Source organism: Undibacterium sp. TC9W (genome assembly GCF_049339865.1).
Lineage (GTDB): Bacteria > Pseudomonadota > Gammaproteobacteria > Burkholderiales > Burkholderiaceae_D > Undibacterium.
In genome coordinates, this window is the sequence record NZ_JBMPPJ010000009.1 from 75,101 (window position 1) to 89,032 (window position 13,932).

Consider the following 13,932-nt stretch of genomic DNA (forward strand, 5'->3'; position numbering starts at 1 on the left):
AGTACTTGTGCTTTCACTTTGGGGTCTCCTGAGAGTGAAGGTAGGAATAAAAATAAGACAGCCTTTTAGGTTGTCCTTGGTAATTGTTGTAAAATAAATAAATCGTTTGCAACAATTCCTCGTCTGCTTAAGACTGCAAGAGTTTAACGAAGTTCGCGGGATTTAATAAAAGTTTCAGGTAATTTCTTCCACTCTGTGGCAGGCGACCAAGGTGTTGTCAAACGGACGCAGTACTGGGATTTCTTGACGGCATCTTTCATTGGCGTGTGGACAGCGATTATTAAAGGCGCATCCGGGTGGTGGGGCCAGCGGGGATGGCAATTCACCATCCAGCATCATCTTCTGCTGGCGTTGCGCGGGGTCAATACGAGGTGTCGATGCAAGCAATGCCCGGGTATAAGGGTGCAGAGGGCGTTTGAATATGCTTTGCTTGTCGCCATGCTCAACGGTTTTCCCAAGATACATGACCAGCACATCGTCAGCTATATGCTCAACTACTGACAGATTGTGGGAGATGAACAGATAGGCAACACCGTTTTGTTGTTGTAAATCCATTAACAAATTCAGGACCTGTGCCTGTATGGACACGTCGAGAGCAGAGACTGGCTCATCGGCGACGATGACTTCAGGATCCAGCATCAGTGCCCGGGCGATAGCGATCCGCTGCCTTTGTCCACCTGAGAACATATGGGGATAACGCCCATAATGTTCAGGCCGCAAACCTACTTTTGCCATCATGGCACGCGCTTTTTCTTCACGCTCGGCAGACGGCAGGTGAGTGTTGATGATCAAGGGTTCTTCCAGCATGGCCCCGACTTTTTTGCGCGGGTTCAGGCTGGCATAAGGATTCTGGAACACCATCTGCACCAGCGGGCGCACTTGCTTGAGTGTGAGCTTGTCAGCGTGGGCAATATTTTTTCCGCCCATCCACAATTCGCCGCTACTCGGCGTTTCTATCATTGTGATCTGGCGGGCGAGGGTCGATTTGCCGCAACCTGATTCACCGACTACGGCCAGGGTTTTGCCAGCAGTCAGTTGGAATGAGACGCCGTCGAGTGCTTTTGCCAGCGCTTTGGGTTTCAGAAAGCCTTGTGACACAGCGTAATGCTTGGCCAGGTTTTTTGCTTCTAGCAATACGGGAGTAGTAGTGGTATTTTGCATCATGCTGCCTGATCAATTTGTGGTGCTTGCCATCCATTACCCGGTACACCTTGCGCATCGAGGGGGAAATGACAACGCATCTGGGCATTTGCCTGTCCTTGTAATTGTGGTCTGTCAGTTTGGCAGCGTTCGGTGGCATAGCTGCAGCGCGGCGAGAGTAGGCAACCTGTAGGCCTGTCATACAAACCGGGTACTACACCCGGTATGGTTTGCAGGCGTGCTTTGCCAATATTATGTTCGGGCAGGGCTGCCAGCAATGCCTGGGTATAAGGATGTTTGGGGGTATCGAATATTTCTGGTACTGTGCCAGTTTCCAGTACTTGGCCTGCATACATGACCACAACACGTTTGGCTGTCTGGGCAACTACGGCCAGATCATGGGTGATCAGCATCAGGGCCATGCCACGTTCACGCTGCAATTGCAATAATAATTCCAGCATTTGCGCTTGCACGGTAACGTCCAACGCAGTGGTAGGTTCATCCGCAATCAGCAGGCGTGGGTTACAGGCGATGGCGATGGCCACCATCACACGCTGGCTCATGCCGCCGGACAGTTGGTGGGGATAGGCGTTCATGCGCCTTTCCGGGTCAGGGATATCAACCTGCTTCAATAAAGCCAGCGCCTTGGCGCGCAAGTCCTTTTCCTTGCCGCCCTGATGCAGACGCAAGGTTTCCATCAGCTGAAAAGCCACGGTGTAGCAAGGATTCAGGCTGGTCATGGGATCCTGGAAGATCATGGCAATATCCTTGCCCAGCAATTGCCGCCTTTCATTGTCCTTCATTTTCAGCAGATCGCGACCATCAAATTCCATTTGATCGGCACGCACACGACCAGGAAAATCGATGAGACCCATCAAGGCCAGCGAGGTGACACTCTTGCCTGAGCCTGATTCGCCGACGATGCCAACCACTTCACCTTGTTCTATGAACAGATCAAGACCATCAACTGCCTTGAATGGCTGAGTTTCCGAGCCAAATTCAACGCGTAAATTTTTAATATCCAATAATGGTTTCATGTTGAATCTTTGTTCAGCGTTTTAACTTGGGGTCGAGTGCATCGCGCAAGCCATCACCCATGAGATTAAAGGCCAGTACGGAAATCAGAATCGCCAGACCAGGGAAGGTAACCACCCACCAGGCGCTTTGTATAAATTCCATGGCGCTGGCCAGCATTGACCCCCATTCTGGTGTTGGCGGCTGTGCGCCAAGACCCAGGAAACCCAACGCGGCTGCATCCAGTATCGCCGTGGAAAATCCCAGCGTAGCCTGCACAATGATAGGGGCGGCGCAGTTAGGCAGCACGCAATTGAACATCAAACGCAAATTGCCCGCGCCAGCTATGCGGGAGGCATTGACGTAATCCTTGTTCAGTTCACCACTGACTGCAGCACGTGTCAGCCTGGCATATGAGGGCATGAGGACGATGGCGATGGCATACATCGCATTCATCAGCCCAGGGCCGAGTATCGCTACGACTGCGATTGCCAGCAACAGGCTCGGCAGGGCTTGCAGGATATCCATGAAACGCACGATGATCGTTTCCAGCATCCGGGCAAAGCGCCCGGTCCAGCTACGTGAAAAACCTGCGATCAGACCCAGGGTCACGCCAACGCCCATGGACAGTGTGACGGAAACCAAGCCTATGAATAACGAAAGGCGCGAGCCATGAATAAGGCGGGACAAAATGTCGCGGCCTACCGGATCAGTGCCAAGTATGAATTTACTGCTGCCAGTTGCTGTCCATGCGGGTGGTGCCAGCGTGGATTCGCGAAATTGTTCTATGGCAGAATGCGGCGCTATCCATTCCGCAAACAAGGCACACAAACTCAGTATGCCAACCAGTACCAGGCCGATGACGGCACCGCGGTTTTGCTTGAAGTAATGCCAAAATTCAATCAAGGGATGCGGTGGCGACAAGTTTGCAGTAGCAGCGACGGCATTTGCAGGTAAATTGGTATTGCTCATAATTCTGCGATCAAATCTTTTAAACTAGGATTGAAATTACGCATGGGATTAGTGGCGTATGCGTGGATTGATCACGCCATACAACACATCAACAATCAGGTTGACAGTGATGACGATGGTGGCGATCAGCAATATCCCACCCTGTACGGTCGGGTAATCACGCCTTTGTATCGCTTCGATGAGCCATTTGCCTATGCCAGGCCAGGAGAAAATGGTTTCAGTCAGAATGGCGCCCGCCAGCAGCGTACCGACTTGCATGCCGATGACGGTAACGACTGGTATCAGGGCATTGCGCAAGGCATGCACCCAGACTACCCGCATCCAAGACATTCCTTTGGCACGTGCGGTACGCACATAATCTTCTTTAAGCACTTCCAGCATTGCAGAGCGGGTCATGCGGGCAATCACAGCCAGAGGAATCGTGCCCAGCGCAATCGCAGGCAAAATCAAATGCATGACGGCTGACTTGAAAGCACCTTCTTCACCTGAAAGCAGGCTATCGACCAGCATCAGGCCAGTTACATGCGGCAGATCAAACAAAATATCGATGCGGCCAGACACCGGCGTCCAGCCCAGAGTCACAGAAAACATCAGAATCAGCAAAAGCGCCCACCAGAAGATAGGCATGGAATATCCGGTCAGAGAAGCACCCATGACAGAATAATCAAGAAAAGTATTACGCTTCAAGGCAGCCAATATGCCGGCTGGAAGGCCAAGCACAACGGCGAAAATAATTGCGCATAGCGATAGTTCCAGCGTTGCCGGGAATAAAGTGAAAAATTCTTTGCTGACCAGTTCCTGCGTGATGATGGAACGACCCAAGTCGCCTTGCAGAACTTTGCCCAGATAAGAAAAATATTGTTGGTACAGAGGCTGATCCAGCCCATACAGGTGCATGAGACTGGCATATCGTTCAGCATCCATGCCGCGCTCGCCTGTCATGGCTTCGACAACATTGCCGGGTATCAGATGTATCAAAGAAAAAACCAACAGCGTGATGCCAAGGAAAGTAGGGATGACTACCCCCAGGCGTCGGAGAATAAAACCCAGCATCGAAAAACCTTTTTAAGACAAACCTGCAAACAGCATCATAAAAACTGAAAAAGCAACAAGCAGATACAACGATGGCACCAAATTGCAAGTGTTGAGCAAAACGGTGCCACGTGTTGTTCACCAGTAAGCAGTACTTATTTATCCAAATCTACTTTTTTGAAGTAATGATGGGCAGTGGAATCCATTTTGAAACCAATCACATTCTTGCGTACTGGAGTGAAACGCAAAGAGTGTGCCAGCAACAGTAACGGTGCTTCTTCGCGCACTATTTCCTGGGCTTTCTCGTAAAGTTTGGCTCTTTCGCTTTGTTTTGGTGTCAATTTGGCTTTCTGGATCAAATCTTCATAATCCTTATTGCACCATCTTGGAATATTGCCGCCGCCTTTGACAGCTTCACAGCCCAGAATTGGTTCAAAGAAATTATCCGGGTCGCCATTGTCACCAGACCAGCCAAACATCATGGCATGCTGTTCACCTGTTTTGCTGCGTTTTTTATACTCTGTCCATTCGTAAGTGGTCAGCTTGGTTTTAACGCCGATTTTTGCCCAGTCTGCCTGTATCAACTCAGCCATGCGCTTGCCGTCTGGATTGTAGGGGCGGGATACCGGCAAATACCAGAGTTCAACTTCCAGGCCATTTGCATAGCCTGCCTTGGCCAGCAATTCCTTGGCCTGGGCGACGTCGTAAGGATATTCCTTGATCTTGTCGTTATACGACCACATCGTAGGCGGGATGACATTCTTGGCGACTTGTCCGGTACCTGCATAGACAGATTTCAGTATTGATGCACGATCTACAGCCAGATTCAAAGCCTGACGCACGAGCTTGTTATCAAATGGTTTTTTCTCGACATTGAAGCCGACATAACCAATATTCAAACCTTGTTGCGTCAGCAGTTTGATATTGGGATCAGTCTTCATCAACTCTACATCGGCCGGTTTTGGCAAGGCCATGACATGGCATTCGCCAGCCTTGAGCTTGGCATAACGTACCGATGCGTCCGGGGTGATTGCGTAAATCAGATTGTCGATTTTCGGACGTCCATCCCAATAGCCATCATGTGCCTTGTAGCGGATGATGGCATCTTTTTGATATGAGACGAACTGGAAGGCACCTGTGCCTATGATTTCTTTATCGATCAGTTCTGGCGTTCCTGCCGCCTTCATTTTCTGCGCATATTCAGCAGAATGAACAGACATGAAATCCATCGTCAGCGTGGCAAGGAAGGGCGCTTCCTGACGCTTGAGTTTAAAGCGCACGGTCAGATCATCGACTTTTTCGAGTTTATCAACAATCTTGTTAATACCCAGATCCTGGAAGTAGGCGTAGGTTTGACCTGGCGTGTTCTTATGGAAGGGATGATTTTCATCTGCCATGCGATAGAAGCTGAAAAGTATATCGTCGGCATTCAGGTCGCGGCTGGGTTTGAACTTGGCATTAGTATGGAACTTGACACCCTTGCGCAGCTTGAAGGTATAGGTCAGACCATCTGCAGAAATATCCCAGGACTCTGCCAGTGCAGGAGTGATATTGGTGGTGCCGGTTTCCATTTCCACCAAACGGTTATACATGGGCACTGAGCCAGCATCTGCCGTGGTACCCGTGGTAAAAAATTGCGGATTAAAACCTTCTGGACTACCTTCAGAGCAAAATACCAAAGTCTTGGCGGCCATCGCTGCGCCAGCATGCAAACCTGCAAAAGCGCCAATCACAACCAAAGCGCCAGTCTTCAATAACCAATTACCTTTTTTCATCCAGACTCTCCACAGTGAATAAGTACCAGTAAAAACGACAAAACGATTGTGCCATAGCCGACCACACAGATTTTTGTATTGTGCAGCAATTCGATAAAATTTGTATTATTTTGTTACAAGGCCGAAGAAAATTTTGAAAAAAAATCGACAAATCACATTGCCACCATGGAATGAAGTCTCTTGCAAAGAAGATTTGCTCAGTGTTGCAAATATGATGCATAGTAGAGAATAAATTTTTTCACTTTTTTTGCGCGGAATCAAAAGATTGCTTGTGCCGTCAAAATCGATATACGTTTCAGGTATAAGCAATTTACAAAAACAATGCACTTCACTATTCATCTCAGCGTTTTATGCATACTGACTTAGAAAAAATCAACTGGTCGGATGACATAATCCCCGATGTTATCGCAGACTTTCCGGCAGGGCCTGGTCCGTTTCCTGCAGTGATATTGGCACCAGGTCTGCGCTATGACATGCACTGGCCAGTCATGGCACAAGTAGCCCATCACTTGTTGTTGCAAGGTTTTGTTGTATTCAGATTCAACTGGTCTTTTTATACGTCTGACGCGGCCCGTGGACTGCCTTCGGCAGATTTAATACCGGAGTTGCAGGACATGACATCAGTGTTGCGCCTGGCAACAATTGATTGGCGCATACAACAGCAGAATATTTCGATCGCAGGGAAATCTTTTGGCTCCATAGTCGCCTGGCGCTTCTTTCAGCAACAGCCTGCTGTGAAAAGCTGTGTGCTATTGACGCCCTTATGTGTGGCAGACAAATCTGGAGAGGAAGAACTCAGCCTTGTGAAACAGAATTATCCCGGCGCTGAGCTAGAAAAAAGGCCAGTTCTTATGCTGGCCGGGAATGCAGATCCTTATTGCGAACTCGATACTCTGCGGGAATTTGCTGCGCCCATGGCGGCACGATTCAAAATTGTCGTGCTCGAAGGTAACCACAGTCTGGAGATACCTGATGAAGATACGACGGTGGCGACCAGTAAACTGGAACGCAATCTGGTTTTGCTAGCCACCCACGTCCAGGACTTCTTGCTTCAGTAAATTGAGTGCCACCAACACGGCGTTAATCTATGTGCTCCACCATTAACTGTACTCTGGTGACGCCATTGTATTCATTGGCATCGAGCCTGAAGGCGACGTGGACGTTTTCAGGCAGGGTATCAGTATGGCCGAACCAGATGGCATCATAGCGCAGCTTGTTTTTCTCCAGTACCAGTTTTAAATGACGCTCTTTCAATATCCTCTGTGATATCAGTTTAAAGTCATCACAAAATATGGGCGGTGGGAAGCCTTGTCCCCATACTTGCGTATCTAACAGGCGGATAAAGTCTGTCGTGTAATACGCTTCTTCCAGTGGGCCATCTGTTTCCACGACACGTTCAAGCTGGTGAGCTTGTAACCAACTTTTCCCTACGGATTCAAAAGCTTGCTGGAATGCCGGAAAGTCTTCAGCCCGCAAAGTCAGGCCCGCTGCCATTGCATGACCACCAAATTTTTGTATCAGGCTGGGTGCATGCTTGGATACCAGATCAAGTGCATCGCGCAAATGAAAGCCAGGGATGGAACGGCCCGAACCCTTGATCAGGCCTTCGCCACCAGGCGCAAAGGTAATCGTCGGGCGATAAAACTTGTCTTTCAGGCGCGAGGCGACGATGCCTATGACACCCTGATGCCAGCTTTCATCAAATACGGTAATGGTATTGCTGTCCTGAGGCTGGAAATCGTCCAGGTGCAGCAGAGCGACGTCCTGCATTTCGCGTTCTATATCTTTGCGGTCAGCATTGATGCTGTTTAATTCCTGGGCGATTTGCCAGGCGCGGCCTTCGTCATCCGTGGTCAGGCATTCTATGCCGAGTGCCATATCAGCCAGGCGGCCAGCAGCATTTAGCCTGGGCCCAAGAGCGAAGCCAAGATCAAAGGGGCTTGCATTGCGCGGCTCACGGCCAGCTATGCGGAACAAGGCAGCGATGCCTGCGCACATACGGCCAGCGCGCATGCGTTTCAGGCCTTGCGCCACCAAAATACGGTTATTGGCATCCAGTTTAACCACGTCAGCAACCGTACCTAGCGCAACCAAATCCAGCAACGTATCGAGTTTGGGTTGATTTTGCTGGTCGAACACGCCGCGTTGACGCAATTCTGCCCGCAAAGCCAGCAAGACATAAAACATGACGCCCACACCGGCCAGGTTCTTGCTGGGGAAGCCGCATTCAGGCTGATTGGGATTGACGATGACGGCTGCATCCGGCAAATGATCACCCGGCAAATGGTGATCTGTGACGACCACGGCAATGCCTTGGGCATTAGCCGCTGCGACGCCATCTACACTGGCAATGCCATTATCGACAGTGACAATGACGTCTGGAGATTTTTCTTTTTGCGTCAGTGCGACAATTTCCGGCGTCAGGCCATAGCCATATTCAAAGCGGTTCGGCACGATGTAATCAACATTTGCCCCCAGCATACGCAAACCACGCAAGCCTACTGCGCAGGCAGTGGCACCATCGCAGTCATAATCGGCCACTATGACGAGTTTTTTATTTTGCGCGATGGCATCTGCCAAAAATTTTGCAGCCAGGTCTATATGCAATAGACCTGCAGGAGGCAGCATCGCATTCAATTCGGTGCTGAGTTCTTTTTCACCTGTTGCACCGCGTGAGGCGTATAAGCGCGCCAGTACTGGATGCAAGCCATTCTGGCGCAACATTTCAGATTCACGGAAAGGGCAGGGGCGTACAGTAATGCGTGTCATGAAATCGAAAATAGGTGATGTAATGAGGGTTTGACCCAGAATTTACGCAAGGACCAAGGAGTGACATCAAAGCTGGCGATTCTATGGGCATCGCTGAAGTTCAGTTTCAAACTGGTGATTTGTTTGTTCTGCAAACCTGCCAGCAATGGAGAAAACCAGTTTTTTTCCAGCTCGTGCATATTGTCCAGCCATAACGCCCAGTCGTTATTGATGGCTGCTTCACATAGACTACTGAGCAAAACAGGTAATTGTTGATTCGCTGCTTGTGACTGAGACAGATGTTGCGTGTAGTCAGTTGCTGTACTAATTTTTTTCAGCTCCAAATTCAGACTCTGCGCGCCGCCTGATATCCACACAGAATTGATGACTTTGGCGCCGCGCATCTCGCGCCGGGTATTGACGTCATGGGTGAACCACTGCATTTGTATTTCATTTTGTAGCTTGCGCCACGGCCGTTCAAATTCGCCTTTTGGCATCCAGATGTCAATATTGTGTCCGCAAGCAGCATCTACTGTGGCGGTTTGCAGCTCGGCCCATTCGTCAGCACGCAAGAACCAGGTCTGCGCGTTGCCGAACAAGAGTTGCAGCCCCATTTCTTCGCAACTTGCTTTCGCCTGTTCAAACAAGGCATGGGATTCGTCTTCGATGATATTCAGTTGCCGCTGATCTGTTAGCACCAGATGATCACGGGCAATATGGATGTGCACTGGTTGCAAGATGAACCAATGACCAGATTCAGGTGCCAGACCATGCGTTTGCATGCGGTTCCAGGCAATAGACGGGCTATTGGCTTTTTCTTTGGGAGGAAATTCACCAGCAAGCCAGTATTCATAGCTCAGTGCGCGTGAAAAATCGTCTGCAGACTGCACCTGTGCTTTGCCCGCACAGGCAATTAAGCGGGCCAACGCAGGCGTATGCATTTCTTTTAACAGGTCTTTGGCAAGACTTGCTGGCGGTATCCCGAAAGGGATTATCAATTCTAAATAGCTCATAGTGCTGTATTGTAGGGCAAACGTATGGCAAACTGCTGGCTGCCTTCATAACAAGTGTAAATGCAGTGAAAAATCTCTCTTTTGAATGGCTGGTCGGCTTGCGTTATACGCGGGCAGGGCGGCGTAGTGGACGTAACGGCTTTATTTCCTTTATCTCGCTGATCTCGATGGCAGGTATAGGGCTGGGAGTGGCAGCCATGATTGTTGTCATTTCAGTCATGAATGGTTTTCAGAAAGAAGTACGGGACCGCATGTTGTCCGTACTGGCCCACGTCGAAGTCTTTGATGCCAGCGGTGCCTTGCCTGACTGGCGGGCGACGGCACTGGAAGTGCAAAAAAATCCGGCAGTCACGGGTACTGCACCTTATGTCGATGGCCAGGCCATGATCATCCGCGAAGATGTCATGCGCGGCGTTATTATTAGAGGCATCTTGCCGGAAGAAGAACCCAAGGTTTCGGATGTCGCAAGCAAGATCAAGTATGGCAAGTGGGCAGACCTCAAACCGGGTGAGTTCAATATCGTGCTGGGTTCTGCGCTTGCCAGTAGCTTGCGGGTACGCATAGGTGAAAAAATTACCCTGGCCGCACCAGAAGGGCAAATGACACCAGCAGGTGTAGTGCCCCGCTTGAAAGCCTTTAACGTGGTTGGGATATTTGAAGCAGGTCACTATGAATATGATTCAGGCATGGCTTTCATGCATATAGAAGATGCGCAAAAATTCTTCCGTCTGAATTCCCCCTCCGGTCTGCGTTTGCGTATCAAGGAAATGCTCAAGGCACCTCAAATTGCGCAAGAGTTGTCGCGTACCTTGTCGGGAGACTTGCTGATTCGCGACTGGTCGCAACAAAATAAAGTGTATTTTGCTGCAGTAAAAGCAGAAAAAACCATGATGTTCATCATCCTGACACTTATTATCGCAGTGGCGGCCTTCAATCTGGTTTCCACGCTGGTCATGACCGTGACCGACAAGCAGGCGGATATTGCCATCTTGCGTACCTTAGGTGCAGCACCCTCATCCATTATGAAGATATTTGTCATACAGGGAACCATAGTTGGTTGCCTGGGTACTTTGTCTGGTGTAGGCATGGGTTTATTGATCTCTTTGAATATTGATGTCATCGTGCCTTTCATAGAGCGCTTACTGGGCATACAGCTCTTGTCCAAAGAAGTGTATGTCATCAGCAAATTGCCATCTGATGTGCAGTTAACTGACGTACTGACTATCGGCAGTGTTGCCTTAATCCTGGCCATGCTGGCCACCATTTACCCTAGCTGGCGTGCTTCACGCGTGAAACCTGCGGAGGCATTGCGTTATGAGTGATCAAGTATTTAACAAAGAAGAGAATAAACAAGTTAATAAGCAAGAGGCAGTTTTATCTTGCAGTGACTTGGGCAAGACTTTTTCTCAGGGGCTGGAATCTGTCAATGTGTTGAAAGAAATTAACCTCAGTGTTTTCAGGGGGGAACGGATTGCCATCATAGGCGCTTCTGGCTGCGGTAAGTCCACGCTGCTGCATTTACTGGGTGGCCTGGATACGCCCAGCAAAGGTACGGTAACTCTGCAAGGCAAGGATTTTGCCAGCCTGAGTGAGACAGCCCGCGGCACTTTGCGTAATCATGCATTGGGTTTCGTTTACCAGTTCCACCATTTGCTGCCTGAGTTTTCAGCACTGGATAATGTCGCCATGCCGCTTATTATCCGGCGCATGGCGCGGAGTGAGGCGCAAAAAATAGCACAAGCCACGTTGGAAAAAGTAGGCCTCGGCCATAGACTCAAACATGTGCCGGGTGAATTATCCGGTGGTGAACGGCAGCGCGTAGCATTGGCGCGCGCACTGGTCACCCAGCCTGCGTGTGTGCTGGCAGATGAGCCTACGGGTAATCTGGACGGCAGCACTGCGCAACAGGTATTTGCCCTGATGCTGGAATTGTCGCGGACTCTGGGTACCGCTTTTGTTATCGTGACCCATGATGCAGAATTGGCCGGACGTTGTGACCGTGTTTTCCGTTTAACTGATCGTGGACTGCAACAACAATAGAGTGACATGCAAAAGACCAGCAAAATGAAACTCAGGAGGCGTCATGGCACGTTCTCCATAGCTCATTTTTCTATCCGGCCAGGTAGCTGGCTGGTGTCTGGCCTGTTATTCGCATTGAGTCCATCAGCTTATGCGGCAGATACGGTAGAGCTGGTTTTGCAACTGGAAACCTCGCTGACCAGCGACAGTAATCCTTTTCGCTTTTATGAACAGACAGCCAAACCGGTGCAGGCTGATCAAGGTGATCAAGTTGGTCAGCCTGGTGTTGCAGATGACAGGCAGTTCCGCAATCGCGATAGCATTACCGGCACCGATGTGCGTGCTGGTGCCATTATCCCCATTTTGTCGGACCGTACCCGCCTGATATTGACTGGCTCGCTCGGTAACCGGCATTATAAAAACTATAAAGAACTTGATCACCACCTGACAGCCGGCGATGCCACGCTGCAATGGGCGGCAGGACAAATAATTAACGGCCAAATCACGGCCGGTAAAGAAGACAGATTATTTCAATACATCAATGGCAGTCTCACAGATAAAGATATCTCGCACCAAAAACGTGCTTCTGCCAGTATCAATTTTAAACTGACTGATGAATGGTCCTTGAATGCCAGCCTGGACAGGGCTGGCCTGAGTTACGATTTGCCCTTGAATCAGTTATATAACTTTGACGAGCGTGGCAGGCAATTGAGTGGGCGTTATTATTCCCCAACAGGGTCAAGCGTTGAGCTTGGAGCGCGTTTGTCGGAAACGAATTTCCCGGACCGCAATGAGCAGGATATCGCTGACCTCGACAAGGCATATAAAGAATCTGAAGTTTTTCTCGATACCGAGTGGCGTTATAGCAGCAAGTCTGTGACCAGTGCTCATCTCGGTGTGATCAGGCGCCAATACGATGTATTGACTGAACGAAACACTAATTTGTCGAATATTCTTTTGCGCGGCACTTATCATTATTCGCCTAAAGTGCGGCTTGATTTGCAATTGTGGGACCGGCCTTTTACCATTGTTGACCGCACTGTCGTTTATGTGTTGAGCAAGGCATTACGCTTCGACGCACAATGGAAGTATTCAGACAAATCGCAGATGAATTTCTCTACGCTTTTTCAAAATAGCGACAATGTTTTGGTGCCACGCCTGGCGACAATGGCCGATGGCACATCGCGCAAGGAAAAATTGATACGCGTCGGTTTGGGTGGGGCTTATGTGTTTGAGAGGGGCTTCCGTCTGGTGTTGGACAGTTTTTATGAAAAAGTCCAACGTGAATCTGATGGCGTCAATCTGAAGCAGGCCGTGATTAAACTGGGTCTGGAATATACCTATGAAAATTTGCCGGGGAGTAATTCGCGTATGGGTTTGAAACGCTACCAGCATTCCTTGAGCGCCTCGGATAGTTTGCGTTGATCATGGGACTGACACAAAAATTAAGCCGGTTTGCGGCGCGCCACATAGCAAATCGCTGGTTGCCACTCAATAAGGGCAGGGGGGTGGTCAGTTTCAGTTTTGATGATGTACCTGCCAGTGCCTGCCATCAGGGTGCCATGCTACTGGAGTTGTATCAGGCCCGCGGGACTTTCTATATATGTGGCAGCCTGACTGATGGTGTCGAGCAAAATCAGCCTTGTCATAGCGTCGAGGACTTACAGCGTTTGCTACAAAACGAGCATGAAATTGGTTGTCACACCTACTCGCACACCAATTGCGCCAATGCTAGCCCTGATTTTTTAGTGGCTGACTGGGAACGCAATCAGGCTTTTTTCAAGCAAAACAATATCGCTAATCACGGCTTTGCTTTTCCTTTTGGTGCCTATGACCTGAGTAGCAAACTGGCCGCAACCAAACGCTTCTCATATAACCGCATTACCGGCGGCGGCACCCAGACTGGACGTGCCGACTTGTCAGCATTGCGTGCGCAGGCCCTGTACTCAGCCAACAACAATCAGGATGAGATTGGTGCCTTGATCAAACACACCGCCTCAACAGGTGGCTGGTTGATTTTGTATAGCCATGAAGTCAGTGAAGCACCTGGCCCATGGGGGACAACACCTGCTTTGTTGGAGAGTGCCTTGCAGACAGCAACACAGGAAAGTTGCCATATATTGCCAGTGCAAAAAGCAATTGATTTTTTTCTTTCCTGACGGTGCACATGGTTTTTACTCAATTCAGACTTGGGTAAGTTACAATTCTTGCGGTTTTAA

General features: G+C 49.6%; 12 protein-coding genes. 5 read left to right on the forward strand and 7 right to left on the reverse strand.

What is annotated here, in order from left to right; genetic code table 11:
- Positions 1-174 precede the first annotated feature (174 nt).
- The 5 genes from ACO0LN_RS14805 to ACO0LN_RS14825 form a co-directional block, all read right to left on the reverse strand.
- Positions 175-1,161, reverse strand: coding sequence for a peptide ABC transporter ATP-binding protein (locus ACO0LN_RS14805; protein ID WP_422975009.1), 987 nt, complete (start codon positions 1,159-1,161; stop codon positions 175-177).
- Complete coding sequence (locus ACO0LN_RS14810; RefSeq protein ID WP_422975011.1) at positions 1,161-2,177, reverse strand: oligopeptide/dipeptide ABC transporter ATP-binding protein; 1,017 nt, start codon at positions 2,175-2,177, stop codon at positions 1,161-1,163. Before ACO0LN_RS14810 ends, ACO0LN_RS14805 begins: the two co-directional genes overlap by 1 nt.
- Positions 2,178-2,190: 13 nt before the next feature.
- Positions 2,191-3,126 carry an ABC transporter permease subunit gene (locus ACO0LN_RS14815; protein WP_422975013.1) on the reverse strand — a complete coding sequence of 312 codons (936 nt, stop codon included), beginning with the start codon at positions 3,124-3,126 and terminating at the stop codon, positions 2,191-2,193.
- A gap of 48 nt (positions 3,127-3,174) precedes the next feature.
- Complete coding sequence (locus tag ACO0LN_RS14820; protein ID WP_162041246.1) at positions 3,175-4,179, reverse strand: ABC transporter permease subunit; 1,005 nt, start codon at positions 4,177-4,179, stop codon at positions 3,175-3,177.
- 134 nt (positions 4,180-4,313) lie between these two features.
- Positions 4,314-5,933 carry an ABC transporter substrate-binding protein gene (locus tag ACO0LN_RS14825; protein WP_422975015.1) on the reverse strand — a complete coding sequence of 540 codons (1,620 nt, stop codon included), beginning with the start codon at positions 5,931-5,933 and terminating at the stop codon, positions 4,314-4,316.
- A 350-nt stretch (positions 5,934-6,283) separates the two neighbouring features.
- On the opposite strand from ACO0LN_RS14825, the gene ACO0LN_RS14830 reads away from it, so the two are divergent.
- Positions 6,284-6,991, forward strand: a complete 708-nt coding sequence (locus ACO0LN_RS14830; protein WP_422975017.1) for an alpha/beta family hydrolase — start codon at positions 6,284-6,286, stop codon at positions 6,989-6,991.
- A gap of 22 nt (positions 6,992-7,013) precedes the next feature.
- Here the strand turns inward: ACO0LN_RS14830 and recJ are convergent, their stop codons facing one another.
- Both recJ and ACO0LN_RS14840 read right to left on the reverse strand, forming a co-directional pair.
- Entirely contained in the window at positions 7,014-8,702 is a 1,689-nt protein-coding gene (gene recJ / locus ACO0LN_RS14835) for a single-stranded-DNA-specific exonuclease RecJ (protein ID WP_422975019.1), read from the reverse strand.
- Complete coding sequence (locus tag ACO0LN_RS14840; RefSeq protein ID WP_422975021.1) at positions 8,699-9,694, reverse strand: hypothetical protein; 996 nt, start codon at positions 9,692-9,694, stop codon at positions 8,699-8,701. The genes recJ and ACO0LN_RS14840 overlap by 4 nt, the downstream gene beginning before the upstream one ends.
- Before the next feature lie 65 nt (positions 9,695-9,759).
- On the opposite strand from ACO0LN_RS14840, the gene ACO0LN_RS14845 reads away from it, so the two are divergent.
- The 4 genes from ACO0LN_RS14845 to ACO0LN_RS14860 are packed head-to-tail and all read left to right on the forward strand — an operon-like array spanning position 9,760 to position 13,872.
- Positions 9,760-11,016 (forward strand): lipoprotein-releasing ABC transporter permease subunit, encoded by a 1,257-nt coding sequence (locus ACO0LN_RS14845; protein ID WP_422975023.1) that lies wholly within the window; start codon positions 9,760-9,762, stop codon positions 11,014-11,016.
- The gene (lolD, locus tag ACO0LN_RS14850) at positions 11,009-11,734 is read left to right on the forward strand and encodes a lipoprotein-releasing ABC transporter ATP-binding protein LolD (RefSeq protein ID WP_422975025.1); all 726 of its coding nucleotides are present in this window, start codon (positions 11,009-11,011) and stop codon (positions 11,732-11,734) included. The genes ACO0LN_RS14845 and lolD overlap by 8 nt, the downstream gene beginning before the upstream one ends.
- A gap of 6 nt (positions 11,735-11,740) precedes the next feature.
- Positions 11,741-13,138, forward strand: a complete 1,398-nt coding sequence (locus tag ACO0LN_RS14855) for a hypothetical protein (RefSeq protein WP_422975027.1) — start codon at positions 11,741-11,743, stop codon at positions 13,136-13,138.
- 2 nt (positions 13,139-13,140) lie between these two features.
- Positions 13,141-13,872 (forward strand): polysaccharide deacetylase family protein, encoded by a 732-nt coding sequence (locus tag ACO0LN_RS14860; RefSeq protein WP_422975029.1) that lies wholly within the window; start codon positions 13,141-13,143, stop codon positions 13,870-13,872.
- Positions 13,873-13,932: the final 60 nt, after the last annotated feature.